This is a genomic window from Alteromonas sp. KUL42 (genome assembly GCF_006538325.1).
GTDB lineage: Bacteria > Pseudomonadota > Gammaproteobacteria > Enterobacterales > Alteromonadaceae > Alteromonas.
This window is the reverse complement of record NZ_BJKK01000002.1, coordinates 364,396-384,697: the sequence shown is the minus strand read 5'-3', so window position 1 is coordinate 384,697 and position 20,302 is coordinate 364,396. Positions and strand designations below refer to the sequence as shown.

Genomic DNA, 20,302 nt, shown 5'->3' with positions numbered 1-20,302 from the left:
AGTTTATTGGTTATAAACGTAAATCGTCAAATTTCCCATGCTTTAGAAGTTTAGTGCAACAGAGCTAAAGTGTGTTCGAAGTAATAAGAAAGTTCGAAATTATATCTCGGGTTTGTACAGGCTCTATCACGGCATCAATTTCAAGTACAGACGCGACTTCACTCGCCTGCCCCCTTTCATAGGCATGCTGTAATAACTTTTCAAAACGTTGTTGCCGCTCATTTTCATCTTCTATTTGCGCTAACTCAGACTTAAAGCCCAATTTTACAGCCCCTTCCAGCCCCATAGCACCAAACTCGCCACTTGGCCAAGATACAGTATAGTCCGGGTTAGAAGTGCTACCTCCCAACATGGCCTGTGCGCCTAAGCCATAACATTTTCTCAATACCACTGCGATAAACGGCACAGTGAGCTTCGCGCCAGCAGCAAACATGCGGTTAAGGCGCTTTACTGCACCTAATTTTTCGTGCGCAGGACCAACCATAAACCCTGGGGTATCGCACAAACTGACAACGGGAATTCCAAAGTTTTGACAAAGTGAAAGAAAGTCAGCGCACTTTTCCGCAGCATCTACGTCTATAGCACCACCTAACACCTTACAATTACTCGCGATAAGTCCAACCGCTTTGCCTTTAAAACGGCAAAAGCCTGTGATAATGGCTCCGCCATATTGTGCTTTTAATTCAATAAAGCTGTTGGTGTCAGCAAGGGTGTGAATAATTTTTCGAACGTCATAGGCAAAACGGCGATCATCGGGAAGTAAAGAAAAAATATCTTGTTGTGGGGCTTCCTGCCAATGTTCTACATCTCCTTGAAAGAAGGATAGGCAAAATTTTGCGATTTCTATTGCATGGTTTTCATCGTTGGCCACAATATCTACTACACCGTTTTTAGCATGGGTATCAATTGGTCCAATTTCCTGAGGAGTAAATTGACCCAGTCCTCCCCCTTCAATCATAGCGGGGCCGGCCATGCCAATACACGATGAGGTAGTAGCTATAGTGATATCAGCTGAACCAAAAAGGGCAGCATTACCGGCAAAGCAATAGCCATTGTTCACAGCAATTCTAGGAACGACACCAGACAAGGATGCCCAACGAGAAAACGACTGACATTGCAGGCCTGAGTTCACGGTAGTGATATCAGTATCACCTGGCCTACCTCCACCGCCTTCAGTAAACATAATGACCGGTAGCAATCGTTGCTTTGCAACCTCAATAATACGGTCCAGCTTTAAATGATGGAAATAACCTTGCGTACCTGCAAGTACACTGTAATCGTTGATAACCAATGCAGTGGCTGTTTGAGAGGAAGGAAAATGGCCTTCGTTGATGTGACCCACTCCAGTGATCACACCGTCAGCTGCCGTGTCAGACTTAAGAGATTCATAGTCTTTGCGCTTGCGCTGAGCCGCTACAGCAAATTGCCCATACTCTTGAAAGGTCTGCGTTTCGCAAAGCAGCGCAAGGTTTTCTCTCGCGCTGTTAAAGCCTTTCTGCTTTCTTTTTTCCCATTGACTTTGACGTCCCTCATCAGAGGTTTGGTGAACTCGCGCTTGTAGCGCTAACAACATTTTTTGCTTAGGGTTATCCTGCTCTTCCATATTTAGTTCGCTTCTTTTTTCGAAAAGATTTTATTTTTTAGCCAGTAAAGCGGCAATAACAAAACAAACCAAAATTTCTTAATAAAAACCAGCGCAAGCGCTAAGAACCCAGTTTTTGCCAATACTTTTCCTGCAATAAGGCCACCTATACCGTACGCAGCCACTTTATCAATATCAGGGTCAAACTCACTATATTTGTGTCCATCATTGAAGCTGACCATAGCCAGTACCTCATCTCGCGCCGTATTCACTTCATCTAGCTGTTGCATATTGGCGATAAAATTCATAACCAAATAACCTTGACGACCCAAGGCACGTACATTGTAGTTGAGCGTATTCTGTTCATTATCGCCAAATTTAAGTTCTTTTGCCCAATATAGCTTGTGCGTAGTTGCGTCATAGTAAGGTTTTTCAGCCCAGCCAACTAACTCAATAGCAGGGTAACCTTCTTCTACACGCCACGCTGACTGCTCTTTCGTGTCACTTTTCATTTCGCTAAGCAGTTCATCATAATTAATATCCACGGCATCCTCGTCAGACACATACCCGTCTTCAGCATATTCAATGGTTACCCCCCAAGAGCTTGCATCTAACACACGGTATTTCTGAGGAAATAACATACCAAGGGTAAGCTCACTTTCAGGGTTTCCCCACCCTTCTTCTAATACCAATTTAGTATCTTCAGGTGAAAGGTAATAGTAATCTTCAGGTACGTCCAAGGTTGCTTTACCACCTGGTAACTGAATAAGGCCAGTTTGATAATTGAGCGACGCCTCGAAGGTTTCGGCCCATTTGAGGAATGCTAATTCCTGCTGCTCATCGGATAATTCTGATGCAGAACTCGGCTCTGTAAGAGGTACGCTAGCTTCGTTACTCGTTTCATCAGTAGTTTGCGCATTAAGAGAAAAAGAAAGAAGAAATGCGTGGATTAGCCCCAGCATTTTTTTTGACGTTGTCATAAACAGTCCTTGTTATAGTTCTAATGAACATGGGTTTGAGTTGCCCAACAAATATAAAATCGGCGTCAAATTTCGCCAATACAGATACTGTCTATCAAAGTAGCAGGCTTTGTCAAATTCAGTGCTTACAACAAGGTTACTCACTTCTTACACCTTTTCATTTAGATAAGAAGTGAGTTTTAACAGTTATTGCTTCAACTTCGCTGCCGTTTCAGCTGTCTCTTTACCTAGGTTTTTAAGCTGTTTGATAGTCTTTTCGTCGGTAATCTCACCGCTGTCATTCATTAATGTATTTACTTTAGCAATAGCTTTTTGATTTGGGATGACCATGGTGCCTACATTCTCAAGCAGCATTCTAAGAACCACCAATACGCGCATTCCGCCTAGTCCGCCTGCTGACGCGGCCATAATTCCCGCCACTTTGCCTCGATAGGCTTCAAGTGGCTTTTCGCCCTCACTCATGCGAGATGCCCAGTCGATTGCATTTTTTAACAATGCAGGGTAGCTAGAATTGTATTCTGGGGAGGCAATAAGAAAGCCATCGTGGCTAATTAATAGTTCTTTGAATGCCTGTGCCTTTTCCGGCATGCCGAATTCTGCTTCTTCATCTTCGTTAAAAAGCGGCATCTGGTAGTCTGCTAAATCAATAATTGTTACCTCTGCGCCCGCTTCACGTGCGCCTTGTGCTGCCACGTTCACTATAGCGTGGTTATATGAGCCTTTACGTGTGCTACCTGCAAATGCGAGGATTTTAGTCATGTGAGTTTCCTGTCTTTGATTTATCTATTCTTGGTTGTAGTGAAATGACGTTCACTTATAAAGTATAAAAAAAGGCTGACAATAATTGTCAGCCTTTTTCATAAACACTTTACTAGTTGTACCGCGAACACTACATTTTTTCTAGTGTTTCAATACCTAATAGGGTCAAACCTTTCTCAAGTGTTTTGGCAACTAGGGCTGACAATGCTAAACGACTATCGCGTACTTCAGGCTCAATTCCCTCTTTAAGCATAGGACAGGCTTCATAGAAGGTCATGAATGCAGACGCCACATCGTACAAGTAGGTACACAACACGTGAGGCGTTGCTTCGCGAGAAACCATGCCAATGACTTCTTCAAATTGCATGAGTAGCACGGCAAGTGCATGTTCTTGCTTTTCAACTATATTGATGTCTACTGGCATGTTCGCCATTTCAACGCCGGCTTTTCTAAAGAGGCTTTTTACACGGGTATACGCATATTGAAGGTACGGTGCCGTATTTCCTTCAAAACTCAGCATTGAATCCCAGTTGAACATGTAATCTGTAGTACGGTTTTTGGAAAGGTCTGCATATTTAACCGCGCCAATACCCACTTTACGCGCCACTTCTTTGAGTTCATCGACACTCAAATCGTTGTCGCGCTCAGCTATCAATTTACCTGCACGTTCTACAGCTTCATCCAATAGTTCAACTAACTTAACCGTTCCACCAGTACGGGTTTTAAACGGCTTGCCATCACTACCTAACATCATACCGAATGGACAGTGCTCGTAAGTTTGCGCTTCTTTCATAAAGCCAGCTTTGCGGCCAACAATTTCGGTTTGTTTGAAGTGAAGTGCCTGACGTGCATCGGTAAGAATAAGAGTACGATCAGCATTCAATTTACCACTGCGGTAACGCATGGCAGCCAAATCTGTAGTGGCGTACAAATACCCCCCACCAGATTTTTGTACGATATAAACGGCAGGGTTGCCCTCTTTGTCAGCAAGCTCAGGGATAAATACCACTTGCGCGCCTTGGTCCTCTACGGCAATGCCTTGCGCTTTTAGGTCACTTATTACATTGGCTAAGTCGTCGTTATAGGCTGATTCACCCATAATATCTTTGCGAGTAAGGCTTACGTTTAATTTGTCGTACACTTCTTCAGAGTGTGCTATCGACACATCGATAAACTTCTCCCACAATGCCAAACATTGCTCATCCCCACCTTGTAGCTTAACTACGTACTCACGAGCGCGGTCAGCAAAACCCTCTTCTTCATCAAAGCGTACTTTGGCTTCACGGTAGAAGTCTTCAAGGTCTGAAAGCGCCGTTTCAGCGACCTCTTCTTGAAGCTTATCGGAAAGGTGCGCTAGCAACATACCAAACTGCGTACCCCAGTCACCCATGTGATTCTGACGAATTACGTTGTGCCCTAAAAATTCAAGCACTTTCACCACTGCATCGCCAATGATAGTGGTACGTAAGTGGCCCACGTGCATTTCTTTGGCTAGGTTAGGAGACGAATAATCGACAACAATATTCTGTTGCTGCGATTTAGCAATACCTAAACGAGGGTCAGTCAATGAAAGTTCGCATTGATTTGACAACCATGCATCGTCTAAATGCACGTTGATAAAGCCCGGCCCTGCAACTTCAAGTTTACTGGCGATATCGTCAAGCTTTACGGTCTCGACAATTTTCTCAGCGATGTCTCGAGGCTTTTGCTTTAGTTGCTTCGCCAACGCCATTGCGCCATTGAACTGGTATTCACCAAACTCAGGTCGAGCACTGCGCGAAACTGGCACTGGTGCGTTTTCAACACCCATCTCTTGAAGTGCTTCAGTGAAACGGTTAACTAATAGTGCATGTATATTCATAGTGTTCTTTATCTTTCTTTAATTTTCGCGCGTGTTCTTAAACTGAATGTCTGGGTAGCGCTCTTGTGCTAACTGCAGATTCACCATTGTGGGTGCGATATACGTTAGGTTATCACCACCATCAAGAGCAAGGTTTTGTTCACCTTTACGACGGAACTCGTCTAGTTTCTTCTCATTGTCAGAATATACCCAACGCGCGGTGCTAACATTGATGTGCTCATACAGTGCATCTACGTTGTACTCTGACTTAAGACGCGCAACAACCACGTCAAACTGAAGTACACCTACCGCCCCCACAATCAAATCATTGTTGGCCAGTGGGCGGAATACCTGAACGGCACCTTCTTCAGATAACTGGATTAGGCCTTTAAGTAGCTGTTTCTGTTTAAGCGGATCTTTCAAGCGTATACGCTTGAATAGCTCTGGTGCGAAGTTAGGAATACCCGTGAAGCGATAATTATCGCCAGACGTAAAAGTATCACCAATACGGATGGTACCGTGGTTGTGTAACCCGATAATATCCCCTGCATACGCTTCTTCAAGTAATGAACGATCGCCAGCAAGAAAGGTAAGTGCATCAGAAATACGTACGTCTTTACCTAAACGGCTATTACGCATTTTCATGCCTTTCTCATATTTGCCTGACACAATACGACAAAACGCGATACGGTCACGGTGTTTCGGGTCCATGTTGGCTTGGATCTTAAAGACAAAACCACTGAACTTACCGTCAGTACTTTTGATAGCGCCTTCATCAGTATCACGCCCCAATGGCTCAGGCGCCCACTCCACCAAACCGTCGAGCATGTGATCAACACCGAAATTACCCAATGCAGTTCCGAAAAATACCGGAGTTAACTGCCCTTCTAAAAACAGTTCTTGCTCAAATTCGTTAGATGCACCGCGAACAAGTTCAAGTTCATCACGCAAGTTTCCAGCAAGGTCACTTCCTACTGCGGTATCAAGCTCTGGGTTATCTAGCCCTTTAATAATGCGTACATCTTGAATGGTATGACCCTGACCGCTTTGGTACAAAATGGTCTCATCACGGTGTAAATGATACACCCCTTTAAAACTCTTCCCGCAACCAATTGGCCATGTGATCGGCGCGCACAAGATATCAAGTTCGGTCTCAACTTCATCAAGTAACTCCATAGGATCACGAATATCGCGATCGAGTTTATTCATGAAGGTAACAATAGGCGTGTCGCGAAGACGGGTAACTTCCATTAATTTACGGGTTCTGTCTTCTACCCCTTTTGCTGCATCAATAACCATAAGACATGAGTCAACAGCGGTTAGTGTGCGATACGTATCTTCAGAGAAGTCTTCGTGCCCCGGCGTATCGAGAAGGTTTACTAAGTGATCGCTATAGGGAAATTGCATGACCGAGGTAGTAACCGAGATCCCACGCTCTTTTTCCATTTCCATCCAATCAGACTTAGCATGCTGGCCCGACTTTTTGCCTTTTACCGTACCAGCGGTTTGCAGCGCGCGTCCGAACAACAATACTTTCTCAGTAATGGTGGTTTTACCCGCATCCGGGTGCGATATGATTGCGAACGTGCGTCGCTTTTTTATCTCTTCAAGAAGCTTCTTATCTGACATCAATACTTATCTTCATTATCTATTATCTCTGTAAATATGAGATTTACAGGTGCGTTTTGTAACGGATAAGCAATACTTTTCCGCGCAAATCAGAAGTTGCGATAAAACGCTTGATACGGCTTGGCAATTATTGGCGCGGATTTTAGCATTTTACGACGAGTAACAGTAGAGCGAATTAGGAAGAAACTGAGAATCTATAAACAATTTTTCTTGCACCACTCACTGGCCATAAACAGGCTCAAGTTAAACGAGGAAACAAAAAATATTAAGCGCAATTATTCATAAACTCATCGAAACCCCATTTACTTAGCACGCTAAGCACCAATAATAGTTAGCATGCTAAGTAAATTAAAGATTTTCCTATGTCATTTGATGAACCAATGCCACTTCACATTGTTGCACTTTTTGCGCGCACCTCGTTTTTATGTCGCAAAACCGTCACGGAGTCTGTTGCTAATTTAGATTTAACCGAATCGAGATGGCGAGTGATGACGTATATGGCGCTAATTGGTGAAGGCTGCACGCAGCAGATGGTAGCGGAAAAAATGCAAATAGAGATGCCCAGTTTAACTCGCACCATTAAGCAACTTGAAACAACGGGCCTTATCAAACGAATAACCGATACCTCTGATAAACGCAATCGACTGCTCTATTTCACGCCTACAGGACGGGCCCGTATGAACGACATAGAAAGCACACTGAATGCGATTAGAAATGAACTATATCAAGGGATCAGCGAAGAAGAGCTCGCAACAATGGTACGCGGAATAAACAAAATAGAACACAATGCTAGGCAATTGTTAGAGAAACTGTAATGGCTAAACGAACACCCGATGAAAAATTTGCGCTCTATGTAAAAGCCTTTTTAGGCTTTTTCGCAGTGAGTTTTGTGTATTTTATTGTTGCCGATTTATACATGCCGATGACGCCACAGGCGCGCCTTTACTATAAAGTAACGCAGGTTACGCCTCGTTTAAATGGTCATATCATTGAGGTTCACGTTGTCGAAAACCAGGAAGTAAGAGAAGGTGATTTGTTGTTTACTATTGACTCAACACCTTTTGAACTTGCCTACAGACAAGCTCAATTGCAATACGATGAAGCCCTTCTTAAAAATCAGCAGCTCGATGCTGATATTTTAGCTACCAAGGCTGATATTGAGGCAGCCAAAGCCACGTTGAATGAGCGCAATGGCGAATTACAACGGGCAAAATCATTGATTGGCAGTAAAGCTATTTCTCAACAAGAGACCGATAGAATTATTGCGCAAACTGCTGCGGCAAAAGCGTCATTGCAAGCGCTACAAGCTGAACTAACCCGTATACGTGTGGAAAGAGGTAGTAGCACTCAAGACAACCTTCTTTTGAAGCAAGCTAAAACTGCCGTAGATGTAGCTAAATTAAACTTAACTTACACCACCGTAAGAGCGCCTGCAGACGGTGTGATAAGTAATATGCAGGTAACAACAGGCACCTTCGCTAAACAAGGTACACCGCTTGCTACGCTAGTAACTAACAACGCAGATTTAGTCGCTGACTTCAGAGAAAAGTCACTACTTCACGTTACAGAGGATAGTCGCGCATTAGTGGTATTTGATGCACTACCGGGTGAGGTATTCAACGCACAAATTCACGACTTTGAAGCTGGTGTTAGCGACGGACAACTAACGCCTGATGGCAGCTTATCTAAAGTAGAAGCGTCAAACAGATGGGTAAGAGACGCACAGCGACAGCGATTGCACCTTGTGGTATCGCCAGTAAGCAGTGAACGTACCTCTCGCAAACTAACCAGTGGGGCTCGCGCCACCGTGCAAATATTACCAGAAACACCCCTCGCACAATTTTTTGCCGAAGCCCAGATTACCTTTGTTAGCTACTTACACTTTGTTTACTAAAAACGCTTCAGAATGCGCGTCTACTTATGAATAGTACACTTTCAAACAACGATTTAAACCAAACATTGCGCATTGCCACAGGCAGTGCGCTGGGCTTTTTTGTTAGTAAGTCGCTAAACTGGCCCTTCGGTATTTTTTATACTGTTTATCCAATGTTATTACTAGGGTTGGCACCTGTATTTACGCCCCACATCATCAGGCAATTTATACTGGGTTCGCTGCTTCCTACCCTGTTTGTACTGACCACCTATAGCTATTTTTCCCATTTACCTTTGCTGTGCGCATTACTCGTCTTTTTGGTATTTATCTTCCTTTTTACACAAATGAGTAAAGGCACATTATTTTTCTTCGGTGCGTTTTCCGTGGTCGGTTTATCTATTCAGCTTCACATGGCAAGCTATGGAGCATCGGGAAACAGCCTCTACACTATTGGTATTGCAAATGTACGTGCAAGCTTGCTTTCATTGCTTATTGCCAGTGCAATGTTTACACTTTTTAAGGATACAGAAGCAAGGCAACCTCCTCCCAAGGTAGATAAATCGGCGTCGAGCGTACGACATGAAGCACTCTTGTGTAGCATTGTGGCAACCTTGTCATTTGTTTTCTTTCAAGTATTCGATTTACAGGAATCTATCTCTGCGCAAGTGGCAACTATTTTGGTGCTATTTCCCATGTGCTGGAAGGGGGCAACGGTAAGCGGGTTACAACGTGCTATAGGCACCTTAATAGGCTGCAACCTCGCTTTATTTCTTCAGTTGATATTGTGGGGAAACTCCAATGTCCTCTTTTTTGCCACTCTATCGCTTTGGTTTCTAACCTTTATCATGAGCAGAAACCATGCACTGGGTGGCGGAGGTGCTGGTGCGGCGTTTGGCGCATTGACAACCTTTGGGATTTTATACGGACAAAACTTAACCCCGCAACAGGACTTGGTTTACAGTGCATTATATCGCTTTGCTTCAGTGATGGTGTCTATTTTAATTGCCCTCTCCGTTGTTTATGTTGTGCACAAACTTCTAAATACCTTCACCGCAACACGACACCATACCTTTTTGACGTAATTGAACTTTTGCTTGGCTTTTCAAATTCTAAAGATACGGTACGTTTTTGTTCATGTTAGTCCCAATCTGGCGCAAAATCGGGGGTAGCCTGACGGTCACCGCAGTCTAATGCGTCAATTTTAGCTACATCTTCAGCGTCGAGTTTAAGCGAGAGTGCTTTGAAGTTTGTCGCTAAATTCTCTCTTTTTGTTGATGACGGTATTGTCACGAGACCATGAGCAAGCTCCCATGCAACAACAACCTCAGCAGCCGTTACATTGTACTTCTTAGCAATGCTCAAAATAGTATCGTCTTTGAGCACTTTTCCTACAGCAAATGGCATATAACCTGTTACCACAATACCGTATTTTGCACAGGTTTCACGCACTTTCTCATTTATTAAGTACGGGTGAACTTCAATCTGATTTGTTGCGATAACACCTTCACCCAAAATACGCACTGCTTCTTCAGTTTGTGCAGCGGTGAAGTTTGAAATGCCTATATTTTTGGCTAGGCCCATTTCCTTAACACGCAATAGTTCACCCAAATACTCCTGCATACTTTCACCGTGCTCTGGTGATGGCCAGTGGATGAGTAACAAGTCGACATAGGATAGCTGCAGTTTTCTTAAACTCTCTTCTACACTTTCAACAAAATGCGTGCGATTTAACTTGTCGTTCCACACTTTGGTTGTAACAAAGATGTCTTCTCTTGGTACCGGGCTGTCTTTAATTGCACGGCCCACCGCGGCTTCATTTTTGTATATTTGAGCTGTATCAATATGACGATAACCAATATCTAAAGCCATTGTGACACTGTTGTACGCTTCGTCGTCTTTTAATCGAAATGTACCAACGCCAAGTGAAGGAATGACTGAAGGTGATGATTCTACTGTTGGCATGACGCCTCCTTAGAAAAATAATTTGTAGTATGTGTTTCTGTTACTCTTACATTATGGGTATGCACGTTTGAACCATTTTCAACTCGTGCAATGGCAATTGATTAGCAATAGAAGGTTATGCTGAAGCTCGTTTATCGAGGTAGCCGCTGTAACGTGTTGCCGCTAATGCAATCAACGAAATAAGTGCACCAATCCATGCGGTGTCTGACAATTGCATGCCTTGAACAATGGCACCACCTAACAGAGACCCCATTGCTATACCAATATTAAATGCGGCAATATTTAAACCCGAGGCCACATCGACCGCATTGGGGGTAAACCGCTCAGCAAGCTGCACAACATACACTTGAAGGCCGGGAACATTTCCAAAAGCAAAAGCACCCCACACCAGTACAGTTATCACTGCTGTTACTTTACTTTCCATAGTAAATGTAAGCGCAAACAAGATAACAGTGAGTACAGAGAATATGATACTGAGCGCGCGAATTGGCCCCTTTTTATCAGCTAACTTGCCCCCAAAAATGTTACCCACTGCTACAGATACTCCATAGACAAGCATAATGGCACTTATTGCAGAGGGTGCAAAACCAGATTCTTCTTGCAAAATGGGAGCAAGGTAAGTGAATGCCGTAAACGTGCCGCCATAACCAAGAATAGTCATAAGGTAAACCAACACAAGTCGAGGCTGAATAAGCACCTTTATTTGTTCACTTAAGGTTGCAGGTTTACTTTGCTTTAGATCATTTGGCACCAACAACGCACTGCCAATTAGCGCAATAGTACCTAGGGCAGAGACCACTAAGAATGTGGCTCTCCAGCCAAAGTTTTGTCCTATCCATGTACCTAACGGAACACCAGTAACAAGAGCAACAGTGAGGCCGGTAAACATAATAGCGATTGCACTCGCCTCTTTCTCTTTTTCCACTAAGCCGGTAGCAATAGTAGAGCCAATAGAGAAGAATACACCATGGGCAAGACCGGTAAGTATACGAGCGAAAATTAAACTCTCATAACTTGGGGCCTGCCATGCAAGTATATTACCCGCCACAAATAACGCCATTAAGCTTAGGAGAACGTGTTTTCGGTTCCACTTTCCTGTAAGTGCGGTTAATACAGGTGCACCAACGGCGACACCAACTGCATACAAACTCACCAGTAATCCAGCACTAGGTAAAGTTACTCCGAGATCGGTAGCTATTGTTGGTACTAAGCCCACTATCACAAATTCAGTGGTACCAATAGCAAAAGCACTCAACGTTAGTGCAAATAATGCAATAGGCATAATTTATCCTCACAAAAATTAGACTAAACATGCGCAATAATGAAAATGAGCATGTAAATTCTTCAGGTGTTTAAAAGTGCATGTATTGTGAGGTCATATTTATTTGCAAAAAACAGCACTAATGACAAAATACTTTTGTCATTTTTGAAAATATGAGAGTTATGCAATGCCAGTTTCTGCTAAAACTGAAGACTTAGAAGCCTTTCTTACTGTTGTGGATACGGGCAGTTTTTCTCATGCAGCAAGTTTGCTAAATCAACAAGTTGCAAAAGTCAGTAGGGCTGTCAGTAGGCTTGAAACCTCACTAGAGGTGACTTTGCTAAATCGTACAACAAGGAGATTGGAACTAACTGAGGAAGGTGATTTATTTCTGCGATATGCCCGTGAAGGCCTCAATACATTGGAACGAGGTGAAGAAGCAATTCGACTACTGAAACGTGCTCCATCGGGTAAACTTAGGGTTGATGCAGCGAGCCCATTCGTACTTCATCAGCTTACTCCACTGATAGGTGCATTTAGCTCAGCATACCCCGACATTGAACTGGATATCACCAGTCATGACAGCATTATCGATTTACTTGAACACAAAACGGATATTGCTATTCGAATTGGAGATCTCAATGACTCAAATCTTCATGCTCGCCGATTAGGTACAAGCAAACTTCACCTTGTCGCAAGCCCTGAATACTTGAAAGCGAATCCTGCAATTGGCAATAGCTCCACATTAAACCAGCACAAGTTGATTGGCTTTAGCGATGCTCCAGCCCTTAACAAATGGCCGCTAAATCAAGAGATGGCTTTGAAATTTACTCTAAGAGCATCTAGTGGAGAAACCATTAGACACTTGTGCTTAGCAGGGCAAGGTATAGCACTTTTATCCAATTTCATGGTTCACCACGATATCAAAAATGGTTCATTAGTTTCCATTTTTCAACAAGATATTGTTTCTCCTAATCGACGAGAATCCGTGCAGGCTGTTTATTACAGAAACAGTGCCGTTTCATCGCGTATTTCGGCTTTTCTTGATTTCATTCAACCACGGTTAACCCTATAGATATTTGGGCCCACCAAACCACGTACATTTGCGACTATCTGACTAAAAAATGACTCACACACAATTTATGAACAAAGATAGACGGCTCTAACCTTTACCCAAGAACTTTTTGAGTGCACTTTGTGGTAAGCCATTTACTATTAATGCCGCTATCATTAATACTGCGCCCGCCATTACCATGGGTAACAAAGTCTCATCCAAGATCAAAACCGAGCTTACATATCCCACGATAGGAGTAAGCGTACTAATTAACACGATTTTATCTGGGGGTAATTTAGGGCCAGCGGCTACCATTAGTCCAAAACCTAAACCGGTGGCAACGGGACCAATATAAGTTAGTAGTAACCAATCACGCCAGCTATACGCACTAAAACTTGGCATAGGTTCGAATGACCATGCGATGAGAAACATAGCTAAACCCGCTATGACGAACTGCCAAAACACAGCTTCTATTACACTGCCTTGCCATTTGTGAAACGACACACGCCTAATTGCCACTGCCCAAAGGGCTGAGGCCAATAGCATACCAAAGAGTGGCAACCAAGCACCTGGCTCTCCTGATGCCAATAGAATCATCGCACAACCGAGTGTAGAAATGCCGGTGAGCACTAAACGCTTAGCGGGAGCACGTTGTCTATACCAAAGCGTATCAATTAACAGCATCCATAACGGTGTTGTATAGATGAGAATACTTGCCGTACCAGCGGGTATAAACTGTAGGCTAAGCGTAATTAACCCCATCGATAAAATGAACTGAAAAAAAGCGACAACAAAAACTACTGAACGATCTTTTCTGTTAAGTAGGGGTAAGCGCTTTTTAGTAAAAAGCACAAATAACGCCAGTACGGGTAAACTCATTAAAAAACGCAGACACACCATCCAAAGCGGGCTCACGACCTCTAAACCCACTTTCATACCAGGCCAATTTAGACCTAGGCACAGTACTGCAATCAGTAGCATTTTAATGCCTTTAGATTGCTGTTCACCCACTAACGATGTTGTCGACATGTATTTTTAAACCTGAAAAAACGCAAGCGTTTGAAGAGAAGATAAAGCTGCCTTTGCCTCTAAAAAATCTATGATTGTTGAGGTATTTAAGTGCAACGCCTACTTAAGTACAGCGTTTACCTTTGAGTAACTTTTTGAAGGTGCAACTTTTTGAAGGCGCAAATATAAGCTAATTACAGGGAGAATTAAACTATTCACGGGCAAATCTGCGCCAAAAAACAGACCAAATGGTCAGGTTTTATTTTTGCAATGGAAAGTATTAATTACAGAAGTTGAGTTGTTCACTCAAAAGTAACTAAGGGCGAGACCACTTCATGATAAACGCATCTTCTTTTCCTGATGGTGTGGGATAGTAATTCTTGCGCGTTTCAATATGTTGAAAGTGATTGGCTTCGTACAAAGCTATCGCATTACTATTACTAGCGCGTACTTCTAGCCATATTTCACTCATGCTGTGATCAAATGACAGTTCAATGACCTTATTGAGCAACTGTTTGCCTGAGCCTTTTCCTCGTTCAGTGGAAGTGACCGCGATGTCCATTAGCGTCGCTTCGTCTAATACCTCTAGCACGATGGCATACCCGATGACCTGCTCATTTTTAAATGCCAACAAACCGTAATATGGCGCAGTAAAACAATCAGCAAATGTTGTCAGCTTCCACGGAGAAAACTGTGACTCAGCATGAATTTGGTATGCAGCTTCAATTATATCGCTTGGCGTATTTTCTGAAACGGTTTGAATATTCACAAATATCACCTAAGCCCAGTTAAACTGCACTTTTACTTGCGTTGATAAGGGCATTCCACAATGCTCTTTTCTGATGACTGGATAAAGCAGAAGGTAACTCTGGAAGAACAATCGCCTGCTCGCTTATCGATAAAGACTTACCTATCATCACATTATTTGCCCATGACGATGGCAAACCTAACTGAATACAAGCCAAAGTTAAGTCAGATAGCCACGCTGCGTATAGCTGCTTTTGCTCAGCACTGAATGGAATTCCCTTAGGCAACTGATCTTGAGAAGAAAATCTAGTAGGTTGCTCCTTAGACTGTTCTTTCTCTTCTGCCGGTTGTACTGGCTTCGATTGAGGCTGCTCGTTATTTGAACCAACCTGAGCGCGCAGTTGCGCTAATCGAGACTGCTTTTCTTCTTTTGAAATGGGTGTTGACGAGGTTGACTTTACAGCCGTTTGCTCAACCAAAGGAGCACGGACATTATCTTCTTTAACATTATTGACCGCATAAGCATCTTTTGAGATCCACACGGGCACGCCCATTTCTTGCAGTACAGCTCTTTGATAGGAAGTTAATGACATGGTACTCACAACAGTAATTTCGCACTATGTATCAAAACAGCGCGTATTATCAATACTGGTTAGTTTACTGCAGAACGCTTTTAGAAAAAATACGAACTTCTTCAACGATGGTAAAATAAAAACTCATAAAAGGGTCTATCAGCACTGGCAAACAAGTTAAAGTAGACCGGATAAATAGAGAGTTGCTGTGTAAGCGAGAAAGCTGGTTACTTGAAAAGAAGAGTAGAGAAAAGAAGAGAAAGTGGCAGGGGTGGAGGGACTCGAACCTATATAAATCAAGGGCTTGTCGCTACAGGTCGCATTCTGTCGTTTTTTACCGAGTCAAAAATTGACTGTCGACGACAGTTTTTGCCCCTTGCTGATCCAATAGTGATCCAAAATAAAGCCACCACCTAAAATAGTGACACTTTTCCTAAAGAGTTTTCCTTTAGCTACGGCGGTCAATACTCTCACTCTATGCTTTTTATTTCAGTTTCAATACAAGGTAAACCTTCTGTTAGCGTTATATCCATCCAATAGTTGATAGATAACACCCCAACGTTTTCATTTTCTTCGCTTGGTTCATATTCAACTTTTACAAACTGTCTATCCATAACTTTTCCAAACTCGATAGATTGGAATATATTTTTAGTCGTTAGCAGGCTGAAGTTAACATCTGAAAAATGGATACTGAATACGATTATATTGCCAACATGGCAGAGATAATTTCTTCCGTATCCGTCTATGAATGAAATGTCATATTTATTCGCCAGTTCTTGTTCGTATCTTGCTTCACGTAGCAAGCTGTTTAACTCTGAACTTCCTGAAAACAAAACAGGATCATTTATGGTCTTGCCTAACTCAGAGATATCCAAAATATTGTTTTCCGCGTTGGTATAAACTTTTGAATTTGTGGTTTTATACCTAAGAAGTTCCCTAAAAATATTGACTTCAACACTGTCTTTTGTTGATTCCTTTAACCAATCCTCTTCATTAATGGCTCTATTGGTATCAATACCCTTTGCGATCTTCTCTTTCAAATATTCCTGTATGTTTATTTTGCATAAATTATCCTCCTCTGGACTGCCATTAAAACTAACTGTTTTGAATAGGTCTATAGGGAATGCTTGGTTCTGGTCTTCCCCAGTAATGGCCTGGGAGCAAATCACGCCAAAACTCGTTAATAGGTCTTCGTCAATTTCAGCCTCAGCAACGATGTCATTTTGCCGTTGACTAATTTGGTCAATAATTTGCTGAATTGAAGCTTTAAAATTATCTCGGTTGTTTTCAAGCTCACCTTTGGATATTAGGATTGGCTCATCAATCTCATCAGACAACGTGAGCCACTCTTGTAGGTCGCGAACAAGCGATTCTTTATCTTGATGTCGAAATGCATCAGAAAAAACTAATGTCGAACCATATACGTCCTAATTGCCATTGATTACTTGAAAATGACACTGCAATCTCAACGTAAGCGTTCTTCATGCTATGAGGATCATTGCGTCCCCAGCCAGAATATATTCGACCTGAAACTCTTCGCTGCTCATTTACGCGCCCAAAAGAACCTAAAACTTTTGACAACCAAGAGCCGTAACTACCTTCACCATAATTGGGGTAATCTCTGTGCCTGATGTACGCTCCTAAAATATCGCTGGCTTTGCTAACTGACTTAGTTCTTCTACCAATTGCGCCTGTAGGATGAATTGATGCACAGGACAATAGCGCTCTGATATATTGTTTTATTTGCTCATCACCATTTAGATTTGGTTTAAGCAAAATGTAGCAAGCTGTAATAACTCTGAGATCAAACGCCGCATTGTTTATGGCAATATTGAACGCAGACTGAAGGTTGAATTCATTTCCGTTCAACACTTTTCCCCATGCTTGATCGTCTGCGCTTTTCAGTAACATGTCATGGGTCACTAATTCAGCGTGCCATCTATATTCTTCTAATCCATGACCATGTTGCCTAACCGAAAGCTTTTCAATCCAGTTATTTAGCATATCTATACCCCAGCCAGCAGCTTCGATATTGTTATGCCTGAGCGCTGTTATCGCTGTATGGGCTGTGAATTCTAAGTGAGCAAGGAACAATGGCAGCGAATAAGACAAGTCATTGAGCCGTTTGTGCCTTGGTTCAATATACTCCAGCCACGATTCCCATGAACTGACAAAATCAAACAGTACGTCTTCATATTTATTTGCTACGCGCATATCAGGTGATGCAGAGCTGTAAGACCGCCATTCCATTAATAGTGACCAAGTAAAGTAATTGCCTTGGATTAAAGAAAACCCTTCACTTTCAACTAACTTTTCTCGCCTTGAGAATATTCGTTTATGCAAGTAAATGACTTCATCGAAGAACTCGATATTTTCAGGAATTAGCTCAACAGCAGCTTTAGCCAGTCGATAATATTCAGTCAAAATTTCATCAAGATAACTTCTACTGAAAAAACTGGCGGTAGGCAGCAATAACCAGTTATCTTCTTCTTTATTATCGTTTAAGAAGCTTAACGCAGACGCTATCTCAATATGCCATTTTACGATGTTATCCAAGGCATATTTGAACTCTGCAATATTCTTCTCTCGAATCGAATCATTGGCAGAGCCAGCAAACCCTAGCATCATGGACGTCAGACTCTTGTCATTATCCTCTTCAACTTTTTTGGTTGTAAAACTTGCTTTGAGCAGTGCCTTTGATAGCCACCCCATATCAAAACCAACATACCTAACTACCACAAGACCTATCTCATTCTCTTTAGTCCAAACAGGTTGAACTACGACTTCTGGCTCAGCGTTGGGATCTGCATATAACCACCTAAAACCTTTCTTTGAAACTAACCACTTTCCCCACTTGTTGTTATTCAGCCAATGAAGTATTTGGAGCTTCCGCACGTGGTAACGGATTACGATATTTATGATGGTAAAATAGGCATTGTTAGCATAAATTTGATTTTTCGACGGAATGATGATTTCGTTATATTTATCGTCAGAAAAATTGTACGAACTTACCTTTAGCACTTTTTCATCAGGATTCGCCAATACTTTGTGATGCACTGAGTTTTGCAATAATAGTTTTCGGATCCGCTGTCTAATATCTTTTTCACACAGCTCATGTATAGTGAATCGAACAATCAATCTGTCACGTTTGGTTTCATCCAACATCAAAAATGTCTTAGTAAAAAACCAGCTCGTTAATAAAACATTAAACGTCAGCCAAAGCGCAGTTGTAATGCAAATCGCTAGATACGTTGACTCTGCCATGCTTGCGCTGAGGAAGTAGCCTGCAACGATAAAAATGGACAGAAATAGCCCACTTAAACCAGCAAACATAAAGCCAGAGTACATTTGATAGATGGGAAACAATGTTTTCTTGGCTGACTTGTTCTGAAACAGTACACCAATCAAACCGATAACAAGGGGGTAAACTACGCCAACTATGGTTAATTGGCCTGCAAGAAACCCTCCTTGCCAATCAATAAGTTTCTTCCAGTGAGGGAAGTACTCCATAGCCAGAGGCGTTAGTTCGTTTTTCCAATATAATAAATTGGCGATGAGTAAACCAGCCAAAACAACGGTAAGAAAAATGTAGTAACCGTGCCGCTGAGACCAGCGCAATATGTTGTATTCCAATAAGTTCCATTTACTGGATAAAAACGCCTCATTTTGGTAAAGCGTTTCATTGATATTTTTGTTTATATGGTACTGAAGTGAATTAAGCAATTTCCCTATTTTAGACGGCAATGTAATGACTCCATACGTTCACGTGAGAAAAATTTTTATTGTTAATGGATGATAAACTTCCACACATTAGGCATATTGTGTGAGTCCATGGTCACATCCTTAGAAATTCTTGTAAACAGTACGTTGTAGCTATAAAACAAAAACTACTTACTGTATTTAACTCGGAGCCGATGCCTCCACCGATTTGAAGTTGGCCTCACTAAACTCATTCAATGCTTCCATATAGACCTTACTTCGTTCATTAATATGCTTGGATCGGGTTTCTGATATTTTCATTTGATACATAAATAGCCCAGCTCCGTCTGATGGGTCAACATTGTTACCTACCAAATTTCCACCATCACGAATCGTCCCCATCCTCTCATACAGTGTTGCCAATAAATCTTTGTCATAGGTAATGGCAGATGTAATGAGCGGAGAATTAGAGGCAGACTGCGCAGTTAAATCAGCTTTTGATAGTAACTCAATATCTGCAAGCCCCATTAGTGCCCCTTTTTTGTTTATTTTAAACAGCTTAGAAATCCCTTTTTGCCCATTATTCATCATCCTCCGAGCCTTTTTCTGATGCTTATTCTGTTCAAACATTCGTTTTTCTACAAAGTTCATCAATGCCCATTTCACATAAAAGGGGTCAAGGTAATTAAGCTTAATATTCGGAATGCTTGCTTCAGCAACCGCCATGGGGATACTGATTCGTCCATCTCCATGCTCAAAGTCCATTTTCCAGTTTTGGGTGGCTAATTTGGTGACGGCTTTTTTTATTCTTTGAGCGTCTGAGTGGAGAAGCTTAGATGCTCTTTTTAAATCAGCGTAGCTTTGAAAGCCTATTGTGTATGTAGATATGCCGAGCTTGATTGCAACGTGCTCGACGATCCCCATTGCTTTTCTATATTCCGCCGTGCTTGCTATAGGTTGTTGTCCATTAAGCTCGTACAGAACCGCTGGTGTAACACCTAACCAAACATTGGCGTGGGCATAATCTTCTAAAAAACATAGCAAGGCGGTCGTGGCTATATGCCTAACTTCTCGAACTCTATTGGATTCTGAAGATAGAATGTCTTGAATCACGTTTGTATCAAGAATAACAGTAAAGCGGTTAGACTCAATTAAGTAGTGGTGGATCAACAGGTGTAAGTCTAAGAAGCTCTTAAAAAATGTTTTTTTTTCATTATCTGTTGATTCAGATAAAAACTCCTGTACAAGCGACTCTCGTTTCGATTTTTGGATCAGAACTTGATTGTCAAAATCACTGGTCACTCTCATGGCAAAGACTTTTTTATCTTTGGTGTTT

General features: G+C 42.2%; 17 protein-coding genes. 4 read left to right on the top strand and 13 right to left on the bottom strand.

Annotated features, from left to right (window positions below):
- Positions 1-64 precede the first annotated feature (64 nt).
- From EYR97_RS04510 to prfC, 5 genes are all read right to left on the bottom strand, one after another.
- A complete protein-coding gene (locus EYR97_RS04510; protein WP_131092626.1) occupies positions 65-1,603 on the bottom strand; it encodes an acyl-CoA carboxylase subunit beta in 1,539 nt (512 codons plus the stop codon).
- A 2-nt stretch (positions 1,604-1,605) separates the two neighbouring features.
- Positions 1,606-2,562 carry a DUF2167 domain-containing protein gene (locus tag EYR97_RS04505; protein ID WP_207308039.1) on the bottom strand — a complete coding sequence of 319 codons (957 nt, stop codon included), beginning with the start codon at positions 2,560-2,562 and terminating at the stop codon, positions 1,606-1,608.
- A gap of 186 nt (positions 2,563-2,748) precedes the next feature.
- Positions 2,749-3,321 (bottom strand): NADPH-dependent FMN reductase, encoded by a 573-nt coding sequence (locus EYR97_RS04500; RefSeq protein ID WP_131092625.1) that lies wholly within the window; start codon positions 3,319-3,321, stop codon positions 2,749-2,751.
- 130 nt (positions 3,322-3,451) lie between these two features.
- Positions 3,452-5,182 carry an arginine--tRNA ligase gene (argS, locus tag EYR97_RS04495; RefSeq protein ID WP_131092624.1) on the bottom strand — a complete coding sequence of 577 codons (1,731 nt, stop codon included), beginning with the start codon at positions 5,180-5,182 and terminating at the stop codon, positions 3,452-3,454.
- 18 nt (positions 5,183-5,200) lie between these two features.
- Positions 5,201-6,790, bottom strand: coding sequence for a peptide chain release factor 3 (gene prfC, locus EYR97_RS04490; protein ID WP_131092623.1), 1,590 nt, complete (start codon positions 6,788-6,790; stop codon positions 5,201-5,203).
- Positions 6,791-7,152: 362 nt separating this feature from the next.
- Here prfC and EYR97_RS04485 point away from each other — a divergent pair, with 362 nt between their 5' ends.
- The 3 genes from EYR97_RS04485 to EYR97_RS04475 are packed head-to-tail and all read left to right on the top strand — an operon-like array spanning position 7,153 to position 9,745.
- Entirely contained in the window at positions 7,153-7,605 is a 453-nt protein-coding gene (locus EYR97_RS04485; protein WP_131092622.1) for a MarR family winged helix-turn-helix transcriptional regulator, read from the top strand.
- Positions 7,605-8,684 (top strand): HlyD family secretion protein, encoded by a 1,080-nt coding sequence (locus tag EYR97_RS04480; protein WP_131092621.1) that lies wholly within the window; start codon positions 7,605-7,607, stop codon positions 8,682-8,684. Before EYR97_RS04485 ends, EYR97_RS04480 begins: the two co-directional genes overlap by 1 nt.
- Before the next feature lie 26 nt (positions 8,685-8,710).
- Positions 8,711-9,745, top strand: a complete 1,035-nt coding sequence (locus EYR97_RS04475; protein ID WP_131092620.1) for a DUF2955 domain-containing protein — start codon at positions 8,711-8,713, stop codon at positions 9,743-9,745.
- A 55-nt stretch (positions 9,746-9,800) separates the two neighbouring features.
- Here EYR97_RS04475 and dkgB read toward each other — a convergent pair whose 3' ends face one another.
- Together dkgB and EYR97_RS04465 are read right to left on the bottom strand one after the other, a co-directional pair.
- Positions 9,801-10,625: a 2,5-didehydrogluconate reductase DkgB gene (gene dkgB, locus EYR97_RS04470; RefSeq protein ID WP_131092619.1), complete on the bottom strand. Its 825-nt coding sequence runs from the start codon at positions 10,623-10,625 to the stop codon at positions 9,801-9,803.
- A gap of 115 nt (positions 10,626-10,740) precedes the next feature.
- Positions 10,741-11,907 (bottom strand): MFS transporter, encoded by a 1,167-nt coding sequence (locus EYR97_RS04465; protein ID WP_131092618.1) that lies wholly within the window; start codon positions 11,905-11,907, stop codon positions 10,741-10,743.
- 166 nt (positions 11,908-12,073) lie between these two features.
- Between EYR97_RS04465 and EYR97_RS04460 the strand changes: the two genes are divergently transcribed.
- A complete protein-coding gene (locus EYR97_RS04460; protein ID WP_131092617.1) occupies positions 12,074-12,961 on the top strand; it encodes a LysR substrate-binding domain-containing protein in 888 nt (295 codons plus the stop codon).
- A gap of 87 nt (positions 12,962-13,048) precedes the next feature.
- Here the strand turns inward: EYR97_RS04460 and EYR97_RS04455 are convergent, their stop codons facing one another.
- The 6 genes from EYR97_RS04455 to EYR97_RS04435 all read right to left on the bottom strand — a co-directional run bounded on the left by EYR97_RS04455 (position 13,049) and on the right by EYR97_RS04435 (position 20,274).
- Complete coding sequence (locus EYR97_RS04455) at positions 13,049-13,969, bottom strand: DMT family transporter (protein WP_131092616.1); 921 nt, start codon at positions 13,967-13,969, stop codon at positions 13,049-13,051.
- 295 nt (positions 13,970-14,264) lie between these two features.
- Positions 14,265-14,717 (bottom strand): ribosomal protein S18-alanine N-acetyltransferase, encoded by a 453-nt coding sequence (gene rimI / locus EYR97_RS04450; protein WP_131092615.1) that lies wholly within the window; start codon positions 14,715-14,717, stop codon positions 14,265-14,267.
- Between the two features lie 19 nt (positions 14,718-14,736).
- Positions 14,737-15,288 (bottom strand): alanine acetyltransferase, encoded by a 552-nt coding sequence (locus EYR97_RS04445; protein WP_131092614.1) that lies wholly within the window; start codon positions 15,286-15,288, stop codon positions 14,737-14,739.
- Positions 15,289-15,737: 449 nt separating this feature from the next.
- Complete coding sequence (locus EYR97_RS22020) at positions 15,738-16,604, bottom strand: hypothetical protein (protein WP_207308038.1); 867 nt, start codon at positions 16,602-16,604, stop codon at positions 15,738-15,740.
- A gap of 58 nt (positions 16,605-16,662) precedes the next feature.
- Positions 16,663-19,011 carry a hypothetical protein gene (locus EYR97_RS04440; RefSeq protein ID WP_207308037.1) on the bottom strand — a complete coding sequence of 783 codons (2,349 nt, stop codon included), beginning with the start codon at positions 19,009-19,011 and terminating at the stop codon, positions 16,663-16,665.
- Between the two features lie 156 nt (positions 19,012-19,167).
- Positions 19,168-20,274, bottom strand: a complete 1,107-nt coding sequence (locus EYR97_RS04435; RefSeq protein WP_131092613.1) for a hypothetical protein — start codon at positions 20,272-20,274, stop codon at positions 19,168-19,170.
- Between the last annotated feature and the right edge of the window lie 28 nt (positions 20,275-20,302).

Excerpts from the sequence above, each read along its gene's own strand:
- EYR97_RS04510 (WP_131092626.1), bottom strand. The coding sequence starts at position 1,603 with ATGGAAGAGCAGGATAACCCTAAGCAAAAAATGTTGTTAGCGCTACAA.
- EYR97_RS04505 (WP_207308039.1), bottom strand. The coding sequence starts at position 2,562 with ATGACAACGTCAAAAAAAATGCTGGGGCTAATCCACGCATTTCTTCTT.
- EYR97_RS04500 (WP_131092625.1), bottom strand. The coding sequence starts at position 3,321 with ATGACTAAAATCCTCGCATTTGCAGGTAGCACACGTAAAGGCTCATAT.
- argS (WP_131092624.1), bottom strand. The coding sequence starts at position 5,182 with ATGAATATACATGCACTATTAGTTAACCGTTTCACTGAAGCACTTCAA.
- prfC (WP_131092623.1), bottom strand. The coding sequence starts at position 6,790 with ATGTCAGATAAGAAGCTTCTTGAAGAGATAAAAAAGCGACGCACGTTC.
- EYR97_RS04485 (WP_131092622.1), top strand. The coding sequence starts at position 7,153 with ATGTCATTTGATGAACCAATGCCACTTCACATTGTTGCACTTTTTGCG.
- EYR97_RS04480 (WP_131092621.1), top strand. The coding sequence starts at position 7,605 with ATGGCTAAACGAACACCCGATGAAAAATTTGCGCTCTATGTAAAAGCC.
- EYR97_RS04475 (WP_131092620.1), top strand. The coding sequence starts at position 8,711 with ATGAATAGTACACTTTCAAACAACGATTTAAACCAAACATTGCGCATT.
- dkgB (WP_131092619.1), bottom strand. The coding sequence starts at position 10,625 with ATGCCAACAGTAGAATCATCACCTTCAGTCATTCCTTCACTTGGCGTT.
- EYR97_RS04465 (WP_131092618.1), bottom strand. The coding sequence starts at position 11,907 with ATGCCTATTGCATTATTTGCACTAACGTTGAGTGCTTTTGCTATTGGT.
- EYR97_RS04460 (WP_131092617.1), top strand. The coding sequence starts at position 12,074 with ATGCCAGTTTCTGCTAAAACTGAAGACTTAGAAGCCTTTCTTACTGTT.
- EYR97_RS04455 (WP_131092616.1), bottom strand. The coding sequence starts at position 13,969 with ATGTCGACAACATCGTTAGTGGGTGAACAGCAATCTAAAGGCATTAAA.
- EYR97_RS04445 (WP_131092614.1), bottom strand. The coding sequence starts at position 15,288 with ATGTCATTAACTTCCTATCAAAGAGCTGTACTGCAAGAAATGGGCGTG.
- EYR97_RS04435 (WP_131092613.1), bottom strand. The coding sequence starts at position 20,274 with ATGAGAGTGACCAGTGATTTTGACAATCAAGTTCTGATCCAAAAATCG.